Origin of the sequence: Polaribacter marinaquae (assembly GCF_038019025.1) — a bacterium.
In the GTDB taxonomy this organism is placed as follows: domain Bacteria; phylum Bacteroidota; class Bacteroidia; order Flavobacteriales; family Flavobacteriaceae; genus Polaribacter; species Polaribacter marinaquae.
The window spans coordinates 308536-334423 of sequence record NZ_CP150496.1 but is presented as its reverse complement, the minus strand read 5'-3'; the positions used below and the strand labels follow the sequence as shown (position 1 = coordinate 334423).

General features: G+C 28.0%; 24 protein-coding genes and 1 tRNA gene. 14 read left to right on the top strand and 11 right to left on the bottom strand.

The genetic code is table 11. From position 1 onward, the window contains the following. Window positions 1–25: 25 nt before the first annotated feature. The 4 genes from WG950_RS01580 to WG950_RS01565 all read left to right on the top strand — a co-directional run bounded on the left by WG950_RS01580 (window position 26) and on the right by WG950_RS01565 (window position 4157). Window positions 26–2062: a sensor histidine kinase gene (locus WG950_RS01580; RefSeq protein WP_340933710.1), complete on the top strand. Its 2037-nt coding sequence runs from the start codon at window positions 26–28 to the stop codon at window positions 2060–2062. A 6-nt stretch (window positions 2063–2068) separates the two neighbouring features. Beyond that, entirely contained in the window at window positions 2069–2911 is an 843-nt protein-coding gene (locus tag WG950_RS01575) for a metallophosphoesterase (RefSeq protein WP_340933709.1), read from the top strand. Between the two features lies 1 nt (window position 2912). Beyond that, a complete protein-coding gene (locus tag WG950_RS01570) occupies window positions 2913–3668 on the top strand; it encodes a LytTR family DNA-binding domain-containing protein (protein ID WP_340933707.1) in 756 nt (251 codons plus the stop codon). A gap of 120 nt (window positions 3669–3788) precedes the next feature. Then, on the top strand, window positions 3789–4157 hold the full coding sequence (locus tag WG950_RS01565) for a hypothetical protein (protein WP_340933705.1): 369 nt from the start codon (window positions 3789–3791) through the stop codon (window positions 4155–4157). Here WG950_RS01565 and WG950_RS01560 read toward each other — a convergent pair. The 4 genes from WG950_RS01560 to WG950_RS01545 form a co-directional block, all read right to left on the bottom strand. Further along, window positions 4146–4472: a hypothetical protein gene (locus WG950_RS01560; RefSeq protein WP_340933703.1), complete on the bottom strand. Its 327-nt coding sequence runs from the start codon at window positions 4470–4472 to the stop codon at window positions 4146–4148. The genes WG950_RS01565 and WG950_RS01560 overlap by 12 nt on opposite strands. A gap of 125 nt (window positions 4473–4597) precedes the next feature. Continuing rightward, window positions 4598–4673 (bottom strand) — tRNA-His (locus tag WG950_RS01555). 54 nt (window positions 4674–4727) lie between these two features. Continuing rightward, complete coding sequence (gene bshB1, locus WG950_RS01550; protein WP_340933701.1) at window positions 4728–5444, bottom strand: bacillithiol biosynthesis deacetylase BshB1; 717 nt, start codon at window positions 5442–5444, stop codon at window positions 4728–4730. Window positions 5445–5467: 23 nt separating this feature from the next. Beyond that, window positions 5468–6625: a PLP-dependent aspartate aminotransferase family protein gene (locus tag WG950_RS01545; RefSeq protein ID WP_340933699.1), complete on the bottom strand. Its 1158-nt coding sequence runs from the start codon at window positions 6623–6625 to the stop codon at window positions 5468–5470. A 74-nt stretch (window positions 6626–6699) separates the two neighbouring features. On the opposite strand from WG950_RS01545, the gene WG950_RS01540 reads away from it, so the two are divergent. The 3 genes from WG950_RS01540 to WG950_RS01530 all read left to right on the top strand — a co-directional run bounded on the left by WG950_RS01540 (window position 6700) and on the right by WG950_RS01530 (window position 8449). After that, the gene (locus WG950_RS01540) at window positions 6700–7404 is read left to right on the top strand and encodes a DUF2520 domain-containing protein (protein ID WP_340933698.1); all 705 of its coding nucleotides are present in this window, start codon (window positions 6700–6702) and stop codon (window positions 7402–7404) included. A 23-nt stretch (window positions 7405–7427) separates the two neighbouring features. After that, window positions 7428–7952: an HAD-IIIA family hydrolase gene (locus WG950_RS01535; RefSeq protein WP_340933696.1), complete on the top strand. Its 525-nt coding sequence runs from the start codon at window positions 7428–7430 to the stop codon at window positions 7950–7952. A gap of 74 nt (window positions 7953–8026) precedes the next feature. Then, window positions 8027–8449, top strand: coding sequence for a DUF2147 domain-containing protein (locus tag WG950_RS01530; RefSeq protein ID WP_340933694.1), 423 nt, complete (start codon window positions 8027–8029; stop codon window positions 8447–8449). A 44-nt stretch (window positions 8450–8493) separates the two neighbouring features. On the opposite strand, the gene WG950_RS01525 is transcribed toward WG950_RS01530, so the two are convergent. Then, window positions 8494–9135 (bottom strand): protein-L-isoaspartate(D-aspartate) O-methyltransferase, encoded by a 642-nt coding sequence (locus WG950_RS01525; RefSeq protein ID WP_077809418.1) that lies wholly within the window; start codon window positions 9133–9135, stop codon window positions 8494–8496. A gap of 193 nt (window positions 9136–9328) precedes the next feature. On the opposite strand from WG950_RS01525, the gene WG950_RS01520 reads away from it, so the two are divergent. From WG950_RS01520 to WG950_RS01510, 3 genes are all read left to right on the top strand, one after another. Further along, window positions 9329–10288: a Gfo/Idh/MocA family protein gene (locus WG950_RS01520; RefSeq protein ID WP_340933691.1), complete on the top strand. Its 960-nt coding sequence runs from the start codon at window positions 9329–9331 to the stop codon at window positions 10286–10288. Window positions 10289–10423: 135 nt separating this feature from the next. Then, window positions 10424–11311, top strand: a complete 888-nt coding sequence (locus tag WG950_RS01515) for a 3-hydroxybutyryl-CoA dehydrogenase (RefSeq protein ID WP_340933689.1) — start codon at window positions 10424–10426, stop codon at window positions 11309–11311. A gap of 9 nt (window positions 11312–11320) precedes the next feature. After that, window positions 11321–11956: an acyloxyacyl hydrolase gene (locus tag WG950_RS01510; protein ID WP_340933687.1), complete on the top strand. Its 636-nt coding sequence runs from the start codon at window positions 11321–11323 to the stop codon at window positions 11954–11956. A 47-nt stretch (window positions 11957–12003) separates the two neighbouring features. Here WG950_RS01510 and WG950_RS01505 read toward each other — a convergent pair whose 3' ends face one another. Beyond that, a complete protein-coding gene (locus tag WG950_RS01505; protein WP_340933686.1) occupies window positions 12004–12477 on the bottom strand; it encodes a Dps family protein in 474 nt (157 codons plus the stop codon). 103 nt (window positions 12478–12580) lie between these two features. Here WG950_RS01505 and WG950_RS01500 point away from each other — a divergent pair, with 103 nt between their 5' ends. Continuing rightward, window positions 12581–13519, top strand: a complete 939-nt coding sequence (locus WG950_RS01500) for a hydrogen peroxide-inducible genes activator (protein ID WP_079736688.1) — start codon at window positions 12581–12583, stop codon at window positions 13517–13519. 76 nt (window positions 13520–13595) lie between these two features. Here WG950_RS01500 and WG950_RS01495 read toward each other — a convergent pair whose 3' ends face one another. Beyond that, window positions 13596–15215, bottom strand: coding sequence for an ABC-F family ATP-binding cassette domain-containing protein (locus WG950_RS01495; protein ID WP_079736689.1), 1620 nt, complete (start codon window positions 15213–15215; stop codon window positions 13596–13598). Between the two features lie 186 nt (window positions 15216–15401). Here WG950_RS01495 and WG950_RS01490 point away from each other — a divergent pair, with 186 nt between their 5' ends. Further along, window positions 15402–16799 carry a hypothetical protein gene (locus tag WG950_RS01490; RefSeq protein WP_340933682.1) on the top strand — a complete coding sequence of 466 codons (1398 nt, stop codon included), beginning with the start codon at window positions 15402–15404 and terminating at the stop codon, window positions 16797–16799. A gap of 139 nt (window positions 16800–16938) precedes the next feature. Further along, window positions 16939–18777 carry a DEAD/DEAH box helicase gene (locus WG950_RS01485; protein ID WP_079736691.1) on the top strand — a complete coding sequence of 613 codons (1839 nt, stop codon included), beginning with the start codon at window positions 16939–16941 and terminating at the stop codon, window positions 18775–18777. A 54-nt stretch (window positions 18778–18831) separates the two neighbouring features. On the opposite strand, the gene WG950_RS01480 is transcribed toward WG950_RS01485, so the two are convergent. The 3 genes from WG950_RS01480 to pheT are packed head-to-tail and all read right to left on the bottom strand — an operon-like array spanning window position 18832 to window position 22994. Next, window positions 18832–19449 carry a LysE family translocator gene (locus WG950_RS01480; protein ID WP_340933679.1) on the bottom strand — a complete coding sequence of 206 codons (618 nt, stop codon included), beginning with the start codon at window positions 19447–19449 and terminating at the stop codon, window positions 18832–18834. Window positions 19450–19487: 38 nt separating this feature from the next. Further along, complete coding sequence (locus WG950_RS01475) at window positions 19488–20519, bottom strand: quinone-dependent dihydroorotate dehydrogenase (RefSeq protein WP_340933677.1); 1032 nt, start codon at window positions 20517–20519, stop codon at window positions 19488–19490. Between the two features lie 48 nt (window positions 20520–20567). Beyond that, window positions 20568–22994, bottom strand: coding sequence for a phenylalanine--tRNA ligase subunit beta (gene pheT / locus WG950_RS01470; RefSeq protein ID WP_340933675.1), 2427 nt, complete (start codon window positions 22992–22994; stop codon window positions 20568–20570). 348 nt (window positions 22995–23342) lie between these two features. On the opposite strand from pheT, the gene WG950_RS01465 reads away from it, so the two are divergent. Further along, on the top strand, window positions 23343–25337 hold the full coding sequence (locus WG950_RS01465) for an LTA synthase family protein (protein WP_340933674.1): 1995 nt from the start codon (window positions 23343–23345) through the stop codon (window positions 25335–25337). Here WG950_RS01465 and WG950_RS01460 read toward each other — a convergent pair. Beyond that, the gene (locus WG950_RS01460) at window positions 25334–25888 is read right to left on the bottom strand and encodes a phosphatase PAP2 family protein (protein ID WP_340933672.1); all 555 of its coding nucleotides are present in this window, start codon (window positions 25886–25888) and stop codon (window positions 25334–25336) included. The two genes, WG950_RS01465 and WG950_RS01460, sit on opposite strands and share 4 nt — an antisense overlap.

Sequence of the window (25888 nt, the reverse complement as noted above, 5' to 3'; positions counted from 1 at the left end):
CGTTTAAATTAGTAAGTTTGTTCTAATGAAAAAAAGCATTGTTAATTTAATTATTTTTAGAAAATTATACTTAAAAAAAGTACTATTAATTCTAATAGTATGTTTACCATTTAGTGTTTTTTCACAAGACTCCGTTTTCGAGGAAATTACAGCTTTTAAGAATTTCGATACTTCTTCAATTTTTGAAATTACTCAAGACAACAACCATACAATTTGGTTAAGAACTAACAAAGATTTATTAAATTACAACGGAAAATTTATTTCTAATCGCTTTAAAAATAGCGCAATTAAATCAAGTTTAAGTACTGCCCTATTTATTAATAATGATTCAGTTTTTATAGGAAACAGTAATAACCTTTCTTTAATTACAAAAAGTAATATTTTTTCTTTTGAAGCTAAAGGTGTCAACAAAATTTTCAAACACAAAAACATATATTATGTTGCCTCTAACCATGGTATATTTTATTTTAATAGGAATTATCTGCAACCATTAAAAACCACCTATAATCTAGATTTTTCTATAATAAACGATATCATTTTTTATGATAATAATTTTATAGTTGCTTCTAATAGCGGACTTTGGATTTTATCAGATTTATTTAATCCAAAAACAATTACTCTACTTTCAAAAGGAAATTTTAGTACTTTTAAAATGTATCAAAATAAATTATTTGTTTTAAAAAATAAGCGAACTATTTTTCAGTTAAAACCGAATAATCAATTAATAGAAAAGTATACTTCTGATGAAGAATTTAATTTCGAAGTTGTTACTGATAAATTGTATTTGTTTTCTAAACAAACTGGTATTGATGTTTTGAATGCTGAAAATTTCATTTTTGAAAAAAGAATTAATAAATACAATAGTAATATCAATTCGAATGTTATAACAGCTATTTTTGAAGATTTTGAAGGTAATTTATTTTTAGCTACAGAAAATAGTTTTTACATTCAGAAAAATAAAAAATCACTTTTAAAACCGAATTTATATATTGACAAAGTCTTAATTAATTATAAGAGTTTAGATACCATTAACTTAAATAATTACACAAAAAAATTACACTTAAATTCATTTAGTAATAATATTTCTATAGCTTTAAATAGCAATGTGTTTTCTTCTGATAAAACAATAGAATATCGCTATAAATTGGGGGATAAATTTTCTCCTTGGCAAGCAATAAACCAAATAAATTTTGCCAATTTAAAACCTGGTAGTTATCAATTTGTTGCAGAAGCAAGATTTAAAAATAATAAAAATAATAGTTTTAAAAGCTTTAGTTTTATAATTAAAAAACCAATTTATCAAGAATTATGGTTTTACATTATTTGTGCAATTGCCTTTCTTTTAATTGCAATATTCTTTTTAGAAATGCATCTAAAAAAAGTAAATAAACGCAATCAAAAGAAAATTAAAGACTTAGAGATAAAAAATCATTTGCAAACTTTAGAGCAAAAAGCTTTACAGTTACAAATGAATCCTCACTTTATTTTTAACGTTTTAAACGGAATTAAAGCATTAGGTAATTCAGAAAAAAAACAAGAGTTAAACGAAACAATATCTAGTTTTTCTGTACTTTTAAGAAGTGTTTTAAACAACTCTAGATTAGAAGAAATTAGTTTAAAAGAAGAAATTACAACTTTAAAAAATTATTTAAAATTAGAACAACAAATGAGTTCTAAGAATTTTGATTTTTTTATTGAAGAAAATTTAAACGGAATTGATGCCGAAGAAATTTTGATTCCGCCTATGTTAATGCAACCTTTTGTAGAAAACGCAATCAAACACGGAATTTCCAAAATCAACAGAAAAGGAAATATTCTTATTACTTTTGATGTAAAACAGGCCTTTTTACATTGTTCGATAATAGATAATGGTATCGGTATTTACCATGACACAACTAATAATTCAGAAAAAAAACATACTTCTGTGGCTTTTAAAGTAACAAAAGAAAGAATAGAAAATTTATCCAAATACAATGTTTTTACTGCTAAAGAAATTTTTAAAGAATCAAATTGCATCGGAACAAAAATTTCATTTAAAATTCCTCTAAAAACAGATTATTAAATTAAAATGGAAAGAAGAAAATTTATAAAAAATTCACTTTTAGGTGCCGCTGGCGCTAGTTTAATTGGTGGTTTATATACTTGGCAAGTAGAGCCTTTTTGGTTAGAATTTGTTCATGTAAATATGCCTATAAAAAATTTACCAGATCATTTAGAAGGTAAAACGCTAATGCAAATTAGCGATATTCATGTTGGTAATAGGTTTAATTATAATTATGTAATCGAATCTTTCGAAAAAGCAAAGTTATTAGAACCCGATTTTGTAGTGTACACTGGCGATTTTGTTTCTTATGAAAATGAAGAGCAATTAGAACAATTACAAACTGTTATGAAATCTACAGTTATAGGAAAGTTAGGAACTGCCGGTGTTTTAGGAAATCATGATTATGGTGGCGATTGGGTAGAACAACATGTTGCTGATGCTATAACAAATGTATTAGAAGAAGCTGGAATTACAATTTTAATCAATGATGAAAAAGAATTTGATGGATTGAATATTATGGGAATTGATGATTATTGGGGATTAAATTTTGATCCCACAAAAATTACTTCTAAATATGATGCAAAAAAAGCAAATGTTATGCTTTGTCATAATCCTGATGTATGTGATTTAGATGTTTGGAATAATTATAAAGGTTGGATTCTTTCGGGTCATACTCATGGCGGACAAGTGAAACCTCCTTTTTTAAATCCGCCAATTTTACCCGTAGAAAATAAAAGATACAACGCTGGTGAAATAGATTTATTCGACGGACGAACATTATATATCAATAGAGCTTTAGGTAATTTGTATCAAGTTCGATTTAATGTAAGACCAGAAATTACAGTTTTTAAGTTATCGAAATCTTAAAATGAATAAACTTACTACCATATTAGTAGAAGATAATTCTTTAGCTTTAGAAATGTTAGAATCAGATATTTCTATGTATCACAAAGAAATAGAAATTATTGGTACTGCAAAATCTGTTGTACAAGCAGCAAAACTTCTACGTAAAACAAGACCAGATATTCTCTTTTTAGATATTATGTTGGGCGACGGAACAGGTTTTGATATTTTAGAAATCTTTCCTGATTTACAATCAAAAATCATATTTGTAACCGCAAGTGATGCTTACGCTATTAAAGCTTTTAAATTTGCTGCTATAGATTATATACTTAAGCCTTATTCTAATGAAGATTTAGCTAATTCTATTAAAAAAGCTAAACAGCAAATTCAACCTAAAAAAGAGCAATTACAAGTATTAAAGCAAGCTATAAAAGAACCCAATACTAATTTAGAACAGATTTCTTTACATACATCAGAAAAAATTATTGTTGTAAATATTAAAGATATTATTCGTTGTAAGTCAGACAATAATTATACTACGTTTTATTTAATTGATAACCAGAAAATTTTAGTATCAAAAACCTTAAAATTTTATGCAGATTTATTAAAAGATATTGGTTTTTTAAGAGTACATCAAAGTCATTTGATTAATACTTTTTATATAAAAGAGTTTATAAAATCTGATGGTGGTTATTTAATTTTAGCTGATAATTCTAATATTCCTGTATCTGTTAGAAAAAAAAATGAAGTAATAAATATTCTTAAAAATCTTCATTTGTAGTATTTTTTTACTACATTTACATATAAATAATTTGTAATGAAGGTAAAAGATAAGGAAAGGACAGATCGAATAATAGAAATTTACAATGATGTAGGTTTAAATCAAAGAAAATTTGCATAATTGATTGGTGTGTCGCAACAATTGGTAAGTGCAGTATTAAATTATAATAAAAAACCAAACGAAACTATCCTTTTTGCCATTATAGATAACATTACAAGTGTAGACCCAATATGGTTATTAACAGGTAAAGGAAAATATACAAATAACTATGTCCCCCAAAATATAGTATCTACCCCCATAGATACATATATTTCAAACATAGTAAAGGAGCGCTTTGATAAAATTACTAGTGAAATGAATCAAAGATTATCAAATATTGAAGAATTAATTTCTAAAACTAACGCAAAGAATATCTTGAGAAGAATTGATCAAGACAATTCTAAATTGGTATCAGAATTAAAAAAAGATACTAAAAACTTAGGAAGCTAATCCTTTAATATTTGATACCGCTTCTAATTTAAATTGAATTAATTTTATTAAAAAAAATAGAGTTTCAGATTTTTTTAAATCATTATAATAACTTAAAACTTCTATAGATTTTAAAGTAGCCTCTTTGTAGGTTACGGCATGTTGCTCTACTGGTACTTCTTGTTCAAATAATAAAGAAAAATAATCTATAATATTGTTAAAATAAATTCGATCTTCATCTTTAACAGTTAATTTAAACTTCTCTAAAAAATTAACAATTGGATCTATTCCTCCAAAATCATTAATTTTCTTAACCATTTTTTGTTGTAAAGTCATAATTTCAGTTTTAGGTTGGGCAACTAAATTTACAAATTCAACAGGTAAAAACCTAATTTTTAAAATTTTATATAATTTTTGAAGCACAAAAAAAGCTTCTTATTTCTAAGAAGCTTTCTACTTTTGGGTGGAAGACGGGACTCGAACCCGCGACACTCGGTACCACAAACCGATACTCTAACCAACTGAGCTACAACCACCATATAATTGCGGGTGCAAATATAAAAATATTTTTTAATTTAAAACAACAAAAAACTAAATTAATTTATCTAAATTTTTAACAGCAACGTAACGTTCTGAGGTAAAACCTTCTGCGTGTTCTACTCCTATCAATCTTCCTAAATCTCTTGCTCTATAATTTATACTATCTATAAAATTTTTACTAGTAATTGGTGTTTCTGGCTCTTTACTGTTCGGATCAAAGAATTGAGATCCATAAGCTAAAACTGCTTCGGTTTTCTTTTCTATAAAACCAGTAATATCAATTACAAAATCTGGTTCAATATTTTTCCATTGAATATAATGATACACTTGCTTTGGACGCCATTTTTCTTGAATTTCTCCATCAACAGTAGTTTCAATTTTTATTAATCCGCTTAAAAAACAAGCATCAGAAACTAATTTACTTCCTTTACCATGATCGATATGCCTATCATCAATAGCATTACATAAAACAACATCTGGCTTGTATTTACGAATCATTTTTATAATTTCTAGTTGATGTTTTTTATCATTTATAAAAAATCCATCAGAAAATTTTAAATTTTCTCTTACAGAAACACCCATTATGTCTGCTGCTTTGTTTGCTTCAATCATTCTTAACGCTGCAGAACCTCGCGTGCCTAATTCACCTTGAGTTAAATCTACAATTCCTACTTTTTTACCTAGCGAAACTTCTTTTGCTATTGTTGCACCACAACCTAACTCTACATCATCTGGATGTGCTCCAAAAGCTAATATGTCTAATTTCATTCTTTCAATTTTATAAAAAGCTCTTATTTCTTAGCTTTTTGTATTGCTTGTTCAATATCTTCAATTAAATCTTTTGGTTCTTCGATACCAACAGAAAAACGAATTAATCCATCTTTAATACCTCTTTCTAAACGTTCTTTTTCACTTAATAAAGCATGTGTAGTTTGCACAGGACTAACTGTTGTACTTTCTAAACCTGCCAAACTCATAGAAGGTTTAATAAGTTTTAAATTATTTTGGAAATCCATTGCATCAATTCCGTTTGTCAACTCAAAAGACAACATAGCGCCAAAACCTTTCATTTGTTTTTTTGCTAATTCATGCTGCGGATGACTTTTTAAACCAGGATAGTATACACGATCGATATCTGAATTAGCTTCTAAATACAATGCCATTACTTCGGCATTTTTAGTTTGTTCTTTTACACGAAGATTTAACGTTTTTAAACTTCTTTCTAATAACCAAACTGTTTGATCGCTTAAGTTACCACCAAAATTGATTGCGGTATTCCAGATATGTGCAATATGTTCTTTACTAGCAGCAATGGCACCTGCAGAAATATCTGAATGACCACCCATATATTTTGTAGCAGAATGTAACATAATGTCTATGCCAAAATCAGCAGGATTTTGATTGATAGGAGATGCAAAAGTATTATCTATCATTGTTAAAATATCTTTTGACTTAGCTAAATTAGAAATTGCCGCTAAATCTGTAATTCCTAACAACGGATTAGAAGGTGTTTCTATATATAAAACTTTCGTATTGTCTTTAATTAGCGATTCAAAATCTTCTATAGTATCAGATTCTGTAAAAGAATATTCAATTCCGTATTTATCAAATTCAGAAACAATAAAATTATAGGTTCCGCCATAAATAACTTGCTGAATAATTACATGATCTCCAGATTTTAGAAAAGCAAACATAGCAGCAGAAATTGCCGCCATACCAGAACCAAATATTAAACCATCTTCTGTTTTTTCTAAAGCTGCAATTTTTTTACACAGCATTTCTTGATTAGGTGTATTAAAATATCTAGGATATCGTTTTACATCTACACCGTCAAAAGCATAAGAAGTAGACATATACATTGGTGAAACTGCACCTTTAAATTGTTCATCTTTAACTTCTCCAGTATGTACACAAATGGTATTTATTCCTGGTTTATTGTTTTCTTTCATTTCGATAAATTTACATCAGCTAATTTAGTAAAAGCAATTCTAAAATTATATAAATTTATAATATCTTCGCTATAATGATATCAACAGTAATTATCGGAAACGGAAACGTAGCACATCATTTAGACAAAGCTTTTTTAAAAGCTAAAACTATTGATGTTATTAAAATTAATTCTAGAAATTTAAGTAACATCCCTAAAGCAGATATTACAATTATTGCCGTTTCAGATAATGCGATAGAAGAAGTTTCTTCTAAAATAGAAAATAGTTTTGTTGTGCATACTTCTGGTAGTTTTTCTATGGATAATTTACAGAACAAAACTCGCAAAGGCGTTTTTTATATGTTGCAAACTTTTTCTAGAGACAAAGAAATAGACTTTTCTAAAGTACCATTTTGTTTAGAAGCCGAAACTGAAAAAGATTACATTCTACTAGAAAAACTTGCAAAAAGCATTGGTAACAAAATTTATAATATTACTACAGAACAAAGAAAAACATTACATGTTGCGGCCGTTTTTGTAAATAACTTTACAAACCATTTATACAAAATTGGCGCAGATATTTGCGACACAAATAATGTTCCATTTGAAATTTTACAACCTTTAATAGATGAAACAGCATCTAAAATTAAACAGTTAAAACCTGCTAGTGCGCAAACAGGTCCGGCAGTAAGAAACGATACTGAAACTATTAAAAATCATTTAGATTTACTTTCTAAAGAACAGCAAACTATTTATAAAATACTAACCAAATCTATTCAGAAATCGAATAAACCTGAATAAAAAATAAAGATTACAATATAATTATGGAATTGAGTTATAAACAATTATTACCAAAAATTAATACTTTTATTTTTGATGTTGATGGAGTTTTAACCAACGGAATGTTAACAATTATGCCAGATGGCGAATTGGTAAGACATATGAATGTAAAAGATGGCTATGCCATGAAAAATGCTTTAAATAAAGGTTATAGAGTTTGTATAATTTCTGGCGGAACAAATGAAGGCGTAAGAGAAAGATTAGCAGCTTTAGGTATTGAAGATATTTACCTTGGTGCTCATAACAAAATAGAACAATATAAAGAACTTGTAAAAAAATACGATTTGAAAGCCGAAAACGTATTATACATGGGTGATGATGTACCAGATTTTCCTGTAATGGAATTGGTAGGTATGCCTGCATGCCCAAATGACGCTGTTCAAGAAATACAACAAGTAGCTAAATATATTTCTTACAAAAAAGGTGGTGAAGGTTGTGTTAGAGATGTAATAGAACAAGTTTTACGTGTTCAAAACAAATGGAATGAAAATTTTGATGCGAGTTTATAAAACTTTAACAACAATATTCTAAAATATTTTATATTTTTAAATCCATTTTAATATGAATTCAATACTTTTTTAACATGAAAAAAACATTTTTTACATTTTTATTTTTGTCATTAGTACTTTCTATCAATTCGCAAACAATTTTTGGAAAATGGAATTCTAAAAATGAAGCAGGTACAGTTGATTCTGTATTAGAAGTTTATGAAAAAAATGGCAAAGCATATGCAAAAGTTGTAGAAATATTAAATCCGGCTAGAAAAAATGCGCTTTGTGTTGATTGTGAAGGTGAATATAAAGACAAACCCATTTTAGGTTTAGATATTTTATCTGGATTAGAAAAAGATGATGACGAATGGTCTGGAGGACAAATTATAGATCCAAGAAATGGTAAAACGTACAAATGCTATATTAAATTAGTGAATGCTAATAAGCTAAAACTTAGAGGATATATTGGTGTTTCACTCTTTGGTAAAACTGCCTATTGGGAAAGAGCTAAATAGAAATAAAAAAGCCGATTAAAATTAAATTTTAATCGGCTTTTTTATTAGTTTTTTTCTTCTAACATGGGTACAAATGCAAAATCACCAAGTTCATGTTTTTCAAATTCTTTTGCAGATTTTCTTATAAATAATGTCATAATTTGAGTTTTGTCTCCTACGGGAATCAACAACTTCCCTCCTACTTTAACTTGTGCTAATAAAGCTTTTGGCACATAAGGTGCACCTGCTGTTACTATAATTTTATCAAAAGGTGCTTTTTCTTTTAAACCTTTGTAACCATCACCAAAAATAAATCTCTTAGGTTTGTAACCTATTTTTGGTAAAAACAAAGACGTTTTTTTAAACAACTCTTTTTGTCTTTCTATAGAATAGACTTCTGCTTTCAATTCTAATAATACAGCCGTTTGGTAACCAGAACCTGTACCAATTTCTAAAACTTTTTCTCCGGGTTTAATTTCTAAAGTTTCAGATTGAAAAGCAACTGTATAAGGCATAGAAATTGTTTGTTCTGCAGCAATAGGAAAAGCTTTGTCTTGGTAAGCATGAGCTTCGAAACTAGAATCTATAAACAAATGTCTTGGTATTTTTCTAACCGCATTTAAAACATTTTTATCGGTAATACCTTTTGCTTCTAAAACAGCAGCTAATTGATTTCTAAGTCCTTGATGTTTGGATGTGTCTTTCAAATTTAATAATTTCTAAAGTCTAAAAATAGTAATAATTCTAAATACAATATTATAAAATTGTATCTTTGTTTTCGTTGATTTTTTCTATTAAAAAAATAGAAATTTTAAAGCATTTAAAAACAACATTATTCACTATTGTTTTTAATTTAAATGCTACAACAACAGCTATTAATTCAAAAAAAATAATACATATATGCTAAAAGCTGGCGTTTTAGGTGCAGGACATCTTGGTAAAATTCATTTACGTTTACTACAACAATCGGATAAATATGAACTTGTTGGTTTTTTTGACCCATTTAAAGAAAATGCAGAAAAAGTTGCAAAAGAATTTGGGTATAAATTATTCGATTCGATAGAAGATTTAATAAAAGCTGTAGACGTTGTAGATATTGTTACACCAACTTTATCGCATTTTGAGTGTGCTAAACTTGCCATTGAAAACGGTAGACATATTTTTATTGAAAAACCTATTACTAAAACCGTTGTAGAAGCAGAAGCTATTAAAACTTTAGCGAGTCAGTTTCATATTAAAGGCCAAGTTGGGCATGTAGAACGTTTTAACCCAGCTTTTACTGCAGTAAAAGATAAAATTGATACACCAATGTTTATCGAAGCACATCGATTAGCAGAATTTAACCCAAGAGGTACAGATGTGCCGGTTGTTTTAGATTTAATGATTCATGATATCGATATAATCCTTTCTGTGATAGATTCTAAAGTAAAAAATGTAAACGCTAGCGGAATTTCTGTAATCTCTGAAACACCAGATATTGCAAATGCAAGAATAGAGTTTGAAAATGGCTGTGTTGCCAATTTAACGGCAAGTAGAATTTCAATGAAAAATATGCGTAAAACACGATTTTTTCAGAAAGACGCTTACATTTCTGTTGATTTTCTTGAGAAAAAATCTGAAATTGTTAGAATGAAAGACGTGCCAAACAAACCTGATGAGTTTGCAATGATTTTGCAAAATGCAGAAGGTGTAAAAAAGCAAATTTATTTCGACAATCCAGAAGTAGAAAATAACAATGCTATTTTAGATGAATTAGAATCTTTTGCAGATGCTATTCATAACAACACTAAACCTGTTGTTTCTTTAAGACAAGGTGCAGAAGCTTTAAGAGTTGCACAAATGATTATAGATTGTTTCTAAAACTTAACAAACAAGTGCGTTAAGGATAGAGCGGTTTGTTTGAGCTCTTTTTAAAATTTTTTAAAATAAATTTTAAAAAAGCGAGTAGCGAAAGCCTGTTTAAACGCCCAAAAATAAATTTTAAATTAAATATTGATGAAAAATATCGCTGTAATTGGTGCTGGTACAATGGGTAACGGAATTGCCCATACTTTTGCGCAATTTAACTATAATGTACACTTAATAGATATTTCTGAAACTGCTTTAAATAAAGGTATTGCAACTATTACTAAAAATCTTGATAGAATGGTTGCTAAAGAAAAAATTTCTGAAGCAGATAAAACTGTTACCTTAAATAACATAACTCCTTTTATTTCAATTGAAAACGGAGTTAAAGATGTTGATTTAGTTGTTGAGGCTGCTACAGAAAATGTAGCGTTAAAATCTAAAATTTTTAAACAATTAGATGAAGTTTGTGGTGAAAAAACAATTTTAGCTACCAATACATCGTCTATTTCTATTACTCAAATTGCTGCTGTAACTAATAGACCAGAAAAGGTTATTGGTATGCACTTTATGAATCCTGTGCCGATTATGAAGTTGGTAGAAATTATTAGAGGTTATAATACTTCTGATGCTGTGATGGAAACGATTGTGAATTTATCTAAAGAAATTAAGAAAACTCCGGTAGAGGTTAACGATTATCCTGGTTTTGTAGCAAACAGAATTTTAATGCCAATGATTAATGAGTCTATAGAAACTCTATATAACGGTGTTGCTGGTGTTGCAGAAATTGATACTGTAATGAAATTAGGTATGGCACACCCAATGGGACCTTTACAATTGGCAGATTTTATTGGTTTAGATGTTTGTTTGTCTATTCTTAATGTTCTATACGACGGATTTAAAAACCCAAAATATGCTCCTTGTCCACTTTTAGTAAACATGGTAATGGCTGGTAAATTGGGTGTAAAATCTGATGAAGGTTTTTATGATTATTCTGAGAACAGAAAAGCAGAGAAAGTTGCTAAAATGTTTAGCTAAGAAAACATAATGAAAAAAGTACTCTTAGTCTTTATTTTTTCTACATTGATGTGTACTGCACAACAAACAAAAAAAGGGATTTTAAATTTTAAAAAAATTGGTTTTTTGTACAATAATGTAGATGAAGATAGTTTTTTATCTGCTGATAAAGACTATACTTATACTGCTGATGTTTATAAGTTTCAGGTTTTTTATGATTTAGGAAAATGGAAATCTTTAGATTTTGATTTAATTGTACAACCGCAAAAACAAACGATCAAACATCAACTTATAAATGAACAATTTGTAACACCAGATGAAGATAATTATGAAGCTAAAAGAGCTGAATTTACAGCTTTAAAGTCAATAAATTTGTATGGTTTAGAGTTTGGTTTACTTATAGAACAAAAAATATTTGAGAAATTAAATGCCCAAGTAACTCTTGGTTTAGGTTTGGCTACCATAAATAAAAGAACAGAGCGTTTGGCAAAAGGTTTTACGTTTATAGAAAATGCTTCTTTGGGGCTTTCTTATAAACCATTTAAAAAGGCGTTTATATACTTTGGTGGCAATATTGGTCATGTTTCTAACTTAGATACACAACAACCAAATAGCGGCTACACATTCGCGGGTTACGAGTTTGGTTTTTCTTATTTATTGAAATAAAAAAAAGGGAGCAAATTGCTCCCTTTTATATTTTATGTTATTATTGATTATTTTCCTAACCAAGAATTTAACATCCAAATTGTTTTTTCTTGTTCTGCGATAAAATCACTCATCATAGAGTTTGTACCTTCATCATCTGCTTTATCTGATAAATCTAATATATCTCTTTCAATTTTTAATAATTCTGATAATGAATTTACAACAAGCTCTACTGCTTCTACATCGTTAGAAATATCTTTACCAACAGCAACAGAAGAAACCTCTAAATAATCTGTAAATGTGTGTAATGGTTTACCTTGTAATGTTAAAATTCTTTCTGCAATGTCATCTATTTTAACTTGCGAATCTGTATAAAACTCTTCGAACTTTACATGTAATTCAAAGAAATTTTTTCCTTTGATGTTCCAATGTAAACCTCTTAAATTTTGGTAATATATTTGAAAATTTGCTAATAATCCGTTTAAATTATCAACTAAATTTGCACTGTCTTTTTTATCTAATCCTAATATTGATTTGCTCATTTTATTCTCTTTTAAGTGTACATCAAATTTAATCAAAATTAAACCCCTTATTAGATAATAATTATTGATAGTTTTAATATCTTTATCAAAATTTCTTATATAAATGACTATTACTCAATTAAAATACGTTTTATCTGTTTCAGAATACCAAAATTTTACGGTAGCAGCAGAACATAGCTTTGTTACACAACCTACTTTAAGTATGCAAATACAAAAATTAGAAGATGAATTAGGCGTAAAAGTTTTTAATAGATCTAAAAAACCAATTGAACTAACAGAGGTTGGTAGAAAAATTGTAGAACAAGCTAAAGTTATTGTTGATGAAAGCAACCGAATTTTAGATATTGTACATCAACAAAAAGGATATATTGGTGGTGAATTTAAAATAGGAATTATACCTACAATTATGCCAACGTTGTTACCAATGTTCTTGCAAAATTTCACTAACAAATATCCGAAAGTAAAATTAATTATCGAAGAATTAACAACAGAAGATATTGTTAGAAAGTTAACTGACGGACATATAGATGCCGCAATTGCAGCAACGCCTTTAGAAAATGAAGCAATAAAAGAAAGACCTTTATATTACGAACCTTTTGTTGGTTTAGTGCCAAGAAACCACAGGTTATTTGATTCTAAACAAATTACTGCAGATGAGTTAGAAATGGAAGATATTTTGTTATTAGAAGATGGTCATTGTTTTAAAGACAGTGTTATTAATTTATGTAGAACTCATAAACAAGATAATAAAAAAGGTTTTCAATTAGAAAGCGGTAGTTTTGATACATTAATTAAACTATCTAAAGAAGGTTTGGGCATGACATTGTTACCTTATTTACATACTTTAGATTTAAACGCAACAGATAAAAGCCATTTAAGAGAATTTACAAATCCGCCACCAGCGAGAGAAGTAAGTTTAATTTATCATAAATCGCAATTAAAAATGCAATTAATAGAAGCTTTAAAGAAAACTATTGATGGTGTTGTTAGAGGTGCAATTTCATTTTCTGATGTAAAAATTATTAGTCCGTTAAAAAACTAACTTCAAAAATTCACATAAAAAAAAGGAAACCAAATTAAATTGGTTTCCTTTTTTTTATTTTGCTAATAAGCTATTCTTAAGAATACATCTTATCTCTTAATTCTTTAATTTTAGAATCTGATAAATATTCTTCGAAAGTCGTATATCTATCAATAACACCTTTTGGAGTTAACTCTATAATTCTATTTGCAACTGTTTGTGCAAACTCGTGATCATGCGTTGTAAATAAAACAGTCCCTTTAAAATTAATTAAAGCGTTATTTAAAGATTGAATAGATTCTAAGTCTAAGTGGTTGGTAGGTTCATCTAAAACTAACACGTTTCCTCTTTTCATCATCATTCTAGACAACATACAACGTACTTTTTCACCTCCAGAAAGCACATTACTTTTCTTTAAAGCTTCTTCACCAGAAAATATCATTTTCCCTAAGAAACCACGTAAAAACACTTCTTCTCTTTCTTCTTCTGTTTGGGCATACTGTCGTAACCAATCTACCAAATTTAAATTTCCATCTTGAAAAAAGCTAGAGTTGTCTAGTGGTAAATATGATTGCGTAGTTGTAACTCCCCAAGAAAATTTACCAGCATCTGCGTCTTCATTTCCATTTATAATTTGATAAAAAGCTGTTACTGCTCTAGAGTTTTTAGAAATTACAGCTACTTTATCTCCTTTATTTAGATTGATATGAACATCATTAAATAATTTTTCTCCTTCAAATTCTTTAGATAAACCTTCTACATTTAAAATTTGGTCACCAGCTTCTCTATCTCTATCAAAAATAATTGCTGGGTAACGTCTACTAGATGGTTTAATATCTTCAACATTTAATTTATCAATCATTTTTTTACGAGAAGTTGCTTGTTTAGATTTTGCAACGTTTGCAGAAAAACGACGGATAAATTCTTCTAATTCTTTCTTCTTATCTTCAGCTTTTTTGTTTTGTTGTGCTCTTTGTTTTGCGGCTAATTGGCTAGATTCATACCAAAACGTATAATTACCAGAGTAATGATTTATTTTTCCAAAATCTATATCAGAAATATGTGTACAAACAGCATCTAAAAAGTGTCTATCGTGCGATACAACAATTACTGTATTTTCAAAATTAGCTAAGAAGTTTTCTAACCAAGCAATCGTTTCGAAATCTAAATCGTTGGTTGGCTCATCCATTATTAACACATCAGGATTACCAAATAAAGCTTGTGCTATTAACACACGTACTTTTTGCTTACCATCTAAATCTTTCATTAAAGTGTAATGCAAATCTTCTTTTATACCTAAGTTAGAAAGCATTGCGGCAGCATTAGAATCTGCATTCCAACCATCCATTTCTTCAAAAACAATTTGAAGTTCTCCAATTTTTTCTGCATTTTCATCAGTATAATCTGCATACAAAGCATCAATTTGTTTTTTAATCTTAAACAAATCTTTGTTTCCCATTACTACGGTTTCTAATACCGGATACTCATCAAAAGCATAATGATCTTGCGTTAAAACAGACATACGTTTACCTGTTTCTAAGTGCACTTGACCAGAAGTTGGTTCTTGCACGCCAGAAATTATTTTTAAAAATGTAGATTTTCCGGCTCCGTTTGCTCCAATAATTCCATAACAATTTCCTTGAACGAATTTTGTATTAACTTCGTCGAACAAAATACGTTTTCCAAATTGAACAGATAAATTAGATACTGATAACATAAATAAGCTTTTTTGAATTTTGTGCAAAAGTACAAATTCCATTTTTCTTTTTACCCATAATCGCTAATACTTTTCTAAGTAAAAAATTGATTTCTAAATATTCTTTTAAACTATTTTAACAGTGAATTAACAACCTTACATTGTTCTAATTTCTACATTTGTATACTATATTTGCGTTTTATATATATGAGTAAAAATTACATATTAATTGCACCGCTTTTATTACTATTAGTAGCAATGCAAAGTTGTACAAATAGTGGCAATAACACCAATACTTATTTTGGTGGTAAAATTATAAACCCTAAAACTAAATTTGTTGTTTTATATGCAAACGATAAATTAATAGACACACTTACTTTAGACAAAAAAAACAAGTTTCTTGGTACATTTAATAATTTAGATGAAGGTTTGTATTACTTTAAACATGGTAACGAAAACCAATACATTTATTTAGAGCCAAAAGACAGTTTAATGTTGCGTTTAAATACTTGGGATTTTGATGAATCTTTAGTATTTGCAGGTAAAGGTGCAGAACGTAATAATATTTTAATTGATATTTTTCTTGAAGACGAAAATGAAAGAAAACTTTTCTATAAATTAAATAGGTTATCACCAAACAAATACCAAGAAAAAGTAGATTCTATTATTGATGTTAGATTAGAAACCTATAAAGAATACATTGAAAAACATCCTAATGAAACTGATAGCTATTTTAAAATACTTAAAACAGCATTAACTTATACTATTTATTCTAGAGCAGAAAGATACCCAACCAATCATGTTTACAGTTTAAGAAAAAAGGATTTCCCAGAAATTAACTCTTCTTTTTATAATTACAGAAAAAATATAGAATACAATAACAATGATTTAATGTATTACACGCCTTATGCAAGATACATTACTAATTATTTATATAATAAAACCTATGCTTTAGGTCATAAACCAAAGCAAGATAGTTTTACAACTGCTTTCACAGTAGATTTACTTAATACAATAGATAAAGAAATAAATTCAAAAGATTCTAAAAATGCTCTGCTTAAAAGAACCGTTTTAGATCATTTTTACAGAAAATCTAGTTGTAATATTAATAATGAATCGTTTGAATTATTTTTTAAGCTTTCTACAAATAAAGATGATATAAGATTAGTAAAAAATGTTTTAGAAGATAATAAGGTAATTCATAAAGGAGATAAAGTTAAAGGTTTTTCAATTTTTGATTTTACCAATCAATCAATAGATATCACAGATTTTACAAAAAATAAAAAATCTGTTCTATTATTTTGGAACAAAGAATATATGTCTAAATCTTTCTTAAGCTCTAGAATACCTTACTTACAGAAAAAATTTCCAAATTTAAATTTTGCTGTGATAGAGGTTGATGGTAACAATAACAATAGAATTAAAAATATTGATATTAAAAATCAATACTACATTAATTCTAAAGATTTAAAAGAAAATTTCCTTACAAGTAAAATGAACAGAACAATTCTTGTAAATAAAAACGGAATTGTTACTAATGGTTATGCCGCAATATCGTCTTATAACATTAATAATCAGCTTAAAGAACTAAGCAAAAACAATTAAACACTTAAAGACTTGCTATTAAGTTAATTTGATGTACCTTTGCACGATTTTAATTTTGAGGGTAACTCATAGAAAATCAAGTCGAAATTTATAAATTGATTTGCAGGTGGGCGTTCTGTGAATCTACAAAAACACAGTAATGTCAACATTTTTAGAGTTAGGTTTAAAAGAACCTATAAACAAAGCATTAACAGATTTAGGTTACGAAAAACCAACTGTTATTCAAGAAAAAGCAATTCCACAAATTATTTCTTCTACAGACGATTTAAAAGCATTTGCACAAACAGGTACAGGTAAAACTGCAGCTTTTAGTTTACCAATTTTAGAACTTTTAGATTCTAATAGTAAAAATGTACAAGCAATTATTTTATCTCCAACAAGAGAACTTGCAGTACAAATTGGTAATAACATCAAAGACTTTTGTAAATATTTACCAGACGTAAAAGTAACTACAGTATACGGTGGTTCTAGTATGGAAGAACAAATTAGATCTTTAAAAAAAGGATCTCAGATAGTTGTTGGTACTCCTGGTAGAACAGTAGATTTAATCAATAGAAGAGCATTAAAATTAGGAAACGTTGAGTGGTTAGTTTTAGATGAAGCCGACGAAATGTTAAACATGGGTTTCAAAGATGAGTTAGATAGCGTTTTAGATGCTACACCAGAAACGAAACAAACATTGTTATTTTCTGCAACTTTTCCTAGAGAAGTAGAAGCTATTGCAAGAAACTACATGACAAAGCCAGTAGAAATTACTTCTGGTGAAAAGAACCAAGGTTCTGATAATGTAAGTCATGAGTATTATGCAGTAACTGAAAGAACTCGTTATCCAGCATTAAAAAGAATCGCAGATTTAAATCCAAATATATATGCTATTATTTTTTGTAGAACTCGTAGAGAAACTCAAGAAGTAGCAGATAATTTAATTAAAGACGGTTATAATGCAGATTCTTTGCACGGAGATTTATCTCAAGGACAAAGAGATTCTGTAATGGGTAAATTCAGAAAAAAAACAATTCAAATTTTGGTTGCAACAGATGTAGCAGCAAGAGGATTAGACGTTACTGAATTAACACACGTTATTAACCATAAATTACCAGACCAAGTAGAAAACTACAACCATAGAAGTGGTAGAACTGGTAGAGCTGGTAACAAGGGTATTTCTATAGTTTTAGTTAATGGTAAAGAAAAAGGAAAACTAAGACAAATAGAAAGAATAATAAAAAAGAAATTTGTTGAAGCTAAAGTGCCTTCTGGTAAAGAAATTTGTCAGAATCAATTAATGCATTTAATCGATAAAGTTCAAAATATAGAAGTAAATGAAACTCAAATTAACGAGTTTTTACCAAGTATTTACGAAAAATTAGAATCTTTAGATAGAGAAGAGTTAATTAAAAAATTCGTTTCGTTAGAATTCAATACAATGTTGGCATACTACGAAAACGCTAAAGATTTAAACGATTTGTCTTCTAGAGATAATTCTAGAGCAAGATCTACTAATGAAAACATGACACGTTTTTTCATCAATATTGGTAGAAAAGACAATTTAAATCCAGGTAAATTAATTGGATTAATTAACGAGCAAAATATCGGTGATAAAATTGAAATTGGCGCTATAGATATTCTAGATACTTTCTCTTTCTTTGAAATTGATAAAAACTTCGAAGACAAAACTTTAGAAACTTTCTCTAGCAATCAACCTGATTTTGAAGGTAGATCTGTAAATGTAGAAGTTACTAAAAAAGAACGCTCTGGTGGCGGAAGAAGAGGCGGACGTAAAAAATCTTTTGGTAAAAAAGATGGCGGTTTTGGTAGACGTAGAAGTTCTGAAGGTTCTTCATCATCTTCTAGAAGAAGTGATTCTGGAAATAGAGGTCGTTCTGATAGACGTTCTTCTGATAGACCAGACAGAAGTTCTAGAAGCGGAGGAGATAGAAAAGCTTCTAGCGGATTCGGAAGAAAACGTAGAGAAAGCTAGATTATAAAATTTAAAAACCTTAAAAGCTCGTAAAATTAATTTTTTACGAGTTTTTTATTTATATAAAATTAAAAAAGCGATTAGTGTAAAAACAATTACTTGCATCCATTTTAGATAGAAACCTATTTTATTATTGAGCTTTATTTTTTCAGATATTTTTCCTGATAAAATTGCTATTCCAGAAAAGATTACTAAAGAAACTAACATAAAAATTAAACCCAAAACATAAAATTGAATAACTGTGCTTAATTGATCACTGAATAAAAACCCTGGAAAAAAGGCAAGAAAGAAAATGGTTACTTTAGGATTTAAAACATTCATGATAAATCCTTGCTTAAATAATTGTAGCGTAGATTTTTTTGGAATATTATTTTGTGAAAGTTCAATATTATCGTCAGATTTATAAACCTTGTAAGCTAAATATAATAGGTAAACAGCTCCAAATATTTTAATTGTTAAGTAGACACTCTCCGACTCTTTAATTATTGCGGAAACTCCGAAAGCTAATAATGTCGTATGAATTAAACAACCACTTATCAAACCAAAAACAGTTGCTAAACCGTATTTTATACCATTAACAATACTTTCAGTTAACACAAAAATATTATCAGGTCCTGGCGATAAAGCTAGCATAGAGGTTGCTAAGGCAAACGAAAAAAGGGTTTCTATCATTTTATAAGTAAATCAGTATAATTTAATTATAAAAATAGTTAATTATTTAAAATAGCTTTATTTATTTTTTTGATTAAACTTGGTCCTTCATAAATAAATCCTGTATAAACTTGCACTAGATCTGCACCTGCGTTCAATTTTTCTAAAGCATCTTCTGCAGAATGAATACCTCCTACTCCAATAATCGGAAAACTTTTATTAGAATTAACGGCTAAGTATTTAATTACTGCTGTACTTTGATTTTTTATAGGTTGACCACTAACACCACCGTTACCAATTTCATTTAACCTTTCTTTACTCGCTTTTAAATTATCTCTTTTAGTAGAAGTATTTGAGGCAATTACACCATCAATATTGGTCTCTGCAACTAACTCAATTATTTCATCTAATTGTACATTATTTAAACCCGGAGCAATCTTAAGCAAAATTGGTTTTTTGATAGTAAACTGGTTGTTCTTTTTTTGACATTCTGTAATCAATTCAACTAAATAATCTTTGTCATTTAATTTAGCGTGACTTCCTACATTTGGACAACTAACATTTAAAACAAAATAATCTACAAAAGGATGTAATTCTGCAAAAACTTCTAAATAATCTTTGGTATAATCTTCAGCAGAAGTAGTTGTGTTTTTTCCTATGTTACCACCAATTATTACTTTATGTTTATTCTTTTTTAAATTTTTTATAGCCTCTTCTACACCATCATTATTAAACCCCATTCTATTAATGATACCTTTATCATCCTTTAATCTAAAAAGTCTTTTTTTAGGGTTACCAACTTGTCCTTTTGGTGTAACTGTTCCTATTTCTATAAAACCAAAACCAAAATTTGCCAACTCATTATATAAAACTGCATTTTTATCGAAACCAGCAGCTAAACCTACAGGATTTTTAAAAGTTAATCCAAATAGATTACGTTCTAATTTTTTATCATTAATTTGATATACTTTTCTAAATAAAGGTGCTATCAAAGGGATTTTACATAAAAATCGAATTAGAGAAAATGTAAAGTAATGAACTTTTTCTGGATCAAATAAAAATAAAATAGGTCGTATAATTAATTTGTACATAAAATTAGGGTATAAAAAAAGCCCCAAATAACATGGAGCTTTTATAAATTATCTTAAAACAGCATTAAAATTCTTTTCGAAAGTTTGCTGAAGTTTTTGCATTATTTTGTCAATCTGTTTATCGGCTAACGTTTTTGTTTCATCTTGCAATAAAAAACTAACTGCATAAGATTTTTTACCTTCTGGTAGATTTTCACCTTCGTAAACATCAAATAAATCAACTTCTTTTAATAACTTTTTTTCTGATTGAAAAGCAGCATTATAAAGCTCTTTAAATTCGGTTTTAGTATCTAATAATAATGCTAAATCTCTTTTTACAGCAGGAAACTTAGCCAAATCTGTAATTTTAATGTTTTTATTTCCAGTAATTTTTAAAATCGTATCCCAATTAAAATCAGCAAATAAAACCTCTTGTTTAATTCCGAATTCTTTTAATAAAGCTCTTTTAACAACTCCAAATTCTACAAGTTTCATTTTACCTAAACTTAGGGTAATTCCTTCAGAAAAAACATCTAATTTAGAAGGCGTTGTTTTTAGTTTATCTACCCCTAACCTACCAAGAATATTCGTAATTATACCTTTTAAGTAGAAAAAATCTGATTGCTTATTGTTCTGAACCCAAGTATCATTTGTTCTATTACCAGTAACAAATAACGTTAAGTGTTTATCTTCTTGATATTTATCATTGTATTTATGGTAGGTTTTACCAAACTCATAAAACTTTAAAGCATTATTTTTTCTATTGATGTTGTAAGAAACAGACTCTAAACCACTAAATAATAAAGACTGACGCATCACCTTTAAATCATTACTTAATGGGTTTAACATTTCTACATTAGCTTCTTCATTTATATTTTCTGATAAAGTTGCATAATGCGGTTTTGTTAAAGAATTTGCCATAGTTTCATTAAAACCTAAAGCAGATAATTGATTTGCTACAACATTTTCTATCTTAGAATCTTTATTAGAATCAAAAGAAATAGAAGTATTTAATTTATGAGAAAATTCGATATTGTTATAACCGTAAACTCTTAAAATTTCTTCTATAATATCTGCTTCTCTTTGAACATCTGTTCTGTAAAAAGGAATTGTTAATCCTAAACCACCTGCAGTTTCACTGTTAATTTTAATTTCTAATGAAGCTAAAATATTTTTAATTGTTTCTTTTGGTAGTTCTTGACCAATTAATCTGTATGCATTTTCGTAAGATAAAAACACTTGATAATCTTCTGCTTTTTCAGGATAGAAATCAGAAATATCAGATCCCATTTTTCCGCCAGCATATTCTTCAATTAACAAAGCAGCTCTTTTTAAAGCATATTCTGTCATATTAATATCGATTCCTCTTTCAAATCGGAAAGAAGCATCTGTATTTAAAGCATGTCTTTTAGCTGTTTTTCTAACAGAAACCGGATTAAAATATGCACTTTCTAAGAAAATTGAAGTTGTATTTTCTGTTACACCAGATTTACTTCCTCCAAATACACCTGCAATACAAAGCGGATTTGAATCTGCATCACAAATCATAATATCTTCTGATGACAATTCTCTTTCTACATCATCTAGTGTTGTAAACTTTGTTCCTTCTTCTAAGGTTTTAACTAAAACTTTATTTCCTTTTATTTTCTGAGCATCAAAAGCATGTAAAGGCTGTCCTAATTCATGTAAAACATAATTTGTTATATCTACAATATTGTTTTTAGGCGTTAAACCGATTGCTTTTAATCTATTCTGAATCCACTCCGGAGAATCTTTAACAGTTACATCTGTAATTGTAATACCGCAATATCTAGGAGCTTGTTCTTTGTTTTCTACTTCAACATCAAAACGGAGTGTTCTTTCATCAACATGAAAATCACTTACAGAAGGAGAAATTAATTCTAAATTAATTTCTTGCTGCATTAAACCCGCTCTTAAATCTCTAGCAACACCAAAATGGCTCATCGCATCAGATCTATTTGGAGTTAAACCAATTTCAAAAATTTGATCTATTTCTATATTAAAAACTTCTGCAGCTGGTGTACCTGTAGTAAGAGTTTCATCTAAAATCATAATACCATCGTGCCCAGAACCTAAACCTAGTTCGTCTTCGGCACAAATCATTCCATGACTTTCTTCTCCTCTAATTTTACCTTTTTTTATTTTAAACCCTTCTCCTTTATCATCATATAAAGTAGTACCAATAGTTGCAACAGGTACTTTTTGACCAGCAGCTACATTTGGTGCACCACAAACAATTTGTACAGGTTCTCCGTTACCTAAATCTACTGTAGTTACTTTTAACCTATCTGCATTTGGGTGTTGCACACATGTTAAAACTTCACCAACAACAATACCTTGTAAGCTTCCTTTAATAGATTCTTTAGTTTCTATTCCTTCTACTTCTAGACCTAAATCAGTTAATAATTCGCCTGTTTTAACAGCATCCCAATCTGTTTGTAAAAACTGTTTTAACCAGTTGTATGATATTTTCATATTCCTTTTTTCGGGTTTATAAGCTGCAAATTTAACTATTTTTATCGTTTTTTAAGTCCATTTTCTACTTAAAAGACGTAAGTTTATTCACAATAAACATAATATTTAATTCTGTTGAATTTGAAGAAATGAAATCTACATTTTATATTTATTTAATCTTCTGTATTTCATAGAATAAACTAAAAATTAAACCACGTTTATTTATTATAAATTTTAATGAATCAACGTTCATCAGTAAAAGTATTTCATTAAATTATTTTTTAACCACAACGATAGGCCAAGTTTTTGAAAATATTTATAAATTTATTAGTAACCGAAAAACAATATATTTGCAGTTAAAAAAATATAATGTTCAAAAGAATACCAAACTATATTAAATATATTTTCATTCATCTTATTTTTCTGTTTGCTTATATATTTTTCTTTAGAATTTTATTTTACTTTTTATTTTCCGAGTTAGATAATATTGCAATTAGTGAAATAAAAAAAGGTTTCTTTTTAGGAGCACGTTTCGATTTAAAATTAGCTGTAATTACAATTTTTCCGATAGCTATTTTAGTATTAATAACCAACTATAAATTTTTTAGTAAAAAAATATTCAAAATTATTGCAAATATTTATTTCTTAATTGGTTATGTAATTTTAACGCTATTCTTTTTATTCGATTTTGGGTATTATGACTATTTAAACATTAGGCTAGACGCATCTTCTTTACGCTTTTTAAGTAATTTAAAAATTTCTAGTAAGGTTTTAGTAGAAAGCTATCCTATTTATAAAGGTTTAATCGGGTTATTATTACTTGGTATTGCTGTCTTTTGGTTTTCTAAATTTATTTATAACTCATTTACAACTCAAAAAACTTTTATTACTAACAAAGTTAAATCACTTTATTTTATTGTAACATTTTTAATTCTTTCTTTCGGAATTTATAATAGTTTTACTCACTATCCTCTTCGATGGAGTCAAGCTTTTTTTTCTAAAAATAATGCAGTAAATCAATTTACTTTAAATCCTGTTTTATATTTTTTTGACAGTTTTGCCTACAGAAGTGAAGGCGTAAATATGACAGAGTTTAATAAATTTTACCCTGTAATTTCTAAGCACTTAAAATTACCAAAAGATTCTATATCATTTTCTAGAAAAGTAAATTTTAAAACGACTTTTAAAGAGAAACCAAATGTAATTATTGTTATGTTAGAATCCGTGGGTGTTAAACCAATGAGCTATTATGGTAACCCAATAAAAAGCACACCTATTTTAGATTCTTTACTTCAAAAAAGCATCAGTTTTCCTAATTTTTATGTACATAAATCTGGAACAGCTGCTAGTGTTTTTGCAAGTGTAACAGGTTTACCAGATGTCGAAAATATTAGAACAGCTTCTAGAAACCCTCTTTTACAAGATCAAAGAATTCTTTTTGATCAGTTTACAGATTATGAAAAATTATATTTTTTAGGCGGAAGTGCAAATTGGGCAAACATTAGAAGTATTTTTCAATCGAATATTAAAGGTTTAAAAATTTTTGAAGAAGGAAGCTACGAAACTGAAAACAGAGCAGATGTTTGGGGAATTGATGATTATGAATTGTTTAAAGAAGCTAATAAAGAGTTAGAAAAAATATCTAAAAAAGGCAAACCCTTTGTAGCTTATATACAAACAGCAACAAATCATATGCCTTTTACAGTACCAGATGCTAAGGAAAGCTACAAACCTTTAAAAGAGAATGATATTTCTAAAAATGAATTAGAAAAAAGCGGATTTAAATCTGTAGATCAATTAAATGCACTTAGATATCTAGATTTTAATGTAGGTAGATTTCTAAAAAGAGCTAAAGAATCTGGTTATTATGATAATACAATTTTTGCATTTTTTGGTGATCATAATACTGCTATGACAAAAACAGATTTGTATTCTAAAGAATATGATTTAAATATTCAATCGCAACATGTACCCTTTTTAATTCACGCACCTAAATATGTAAAGCCAAGAGTTATTAAAAAGAATGGTAAATTAATTGACTTATTTCCAACTTTAATTAGTTTGGCTAAAATAGAACACACAAACTATACTTTGGGTAACAATTTATTAGATAGTACCTACACAAATAGTAACTCTTTTGTATACCTAGGTATTAAAGGAGAACCTGCGGTAGGAATAATTGAAGATAGTTTGTATTACTATAAAACAACCATTACAAAATCTAATGGTTTGTATAATTTAAAAGAAAAATCACTAACAGATTTAAAAGATAATTTACCAAAAAAAACTAGAGAATTAGACAGTTTACTTAGCGCTTATTATAACGCTACTAAATACTTATATTTTAATAATAAAAAAGACTAACTAAAAATCTTTTTATCTAACTTATTAAATAAGTAAAAATAAATTTTTGCAAAAGTGATTCCGATTAGAATTCCTACTAAAATGTCTATTGGATAATGAATACCCAAATACAATCTACTATAAGCAAATATCATTGGAAATAATAACAAAAAGTACACATACTTGTACGCATCTTTTAGTAATAAAATAACAAATACAGTAAAGAAAGTAGATGTTGTTGCATGACCAGACATAAAACTAAAGCTTTGCGGACTTATTAATGTTCTAAGCTGATATTTTATAGTGATATCGTTATTAGGTCTTATTCGTTGTACAGAATTTTTAATTAGATTGGTAAATTGATCTGAAAATGCTACTAAAATAATCATCGCCAAAAAAACGAATCCTCCTTTTTTCCAACCAAATTTTTTAATTACCAAAAACATAATTAAAAGAAATAAAGGAATCCAGTTTCGTTGATCTGTAACAGTCAACCAAAACGGATCCCAATATTCATTTCCTAAATTATTTAGAAAAATTAGTAATTCTTTGTCTTTTTGAATAATATTCAT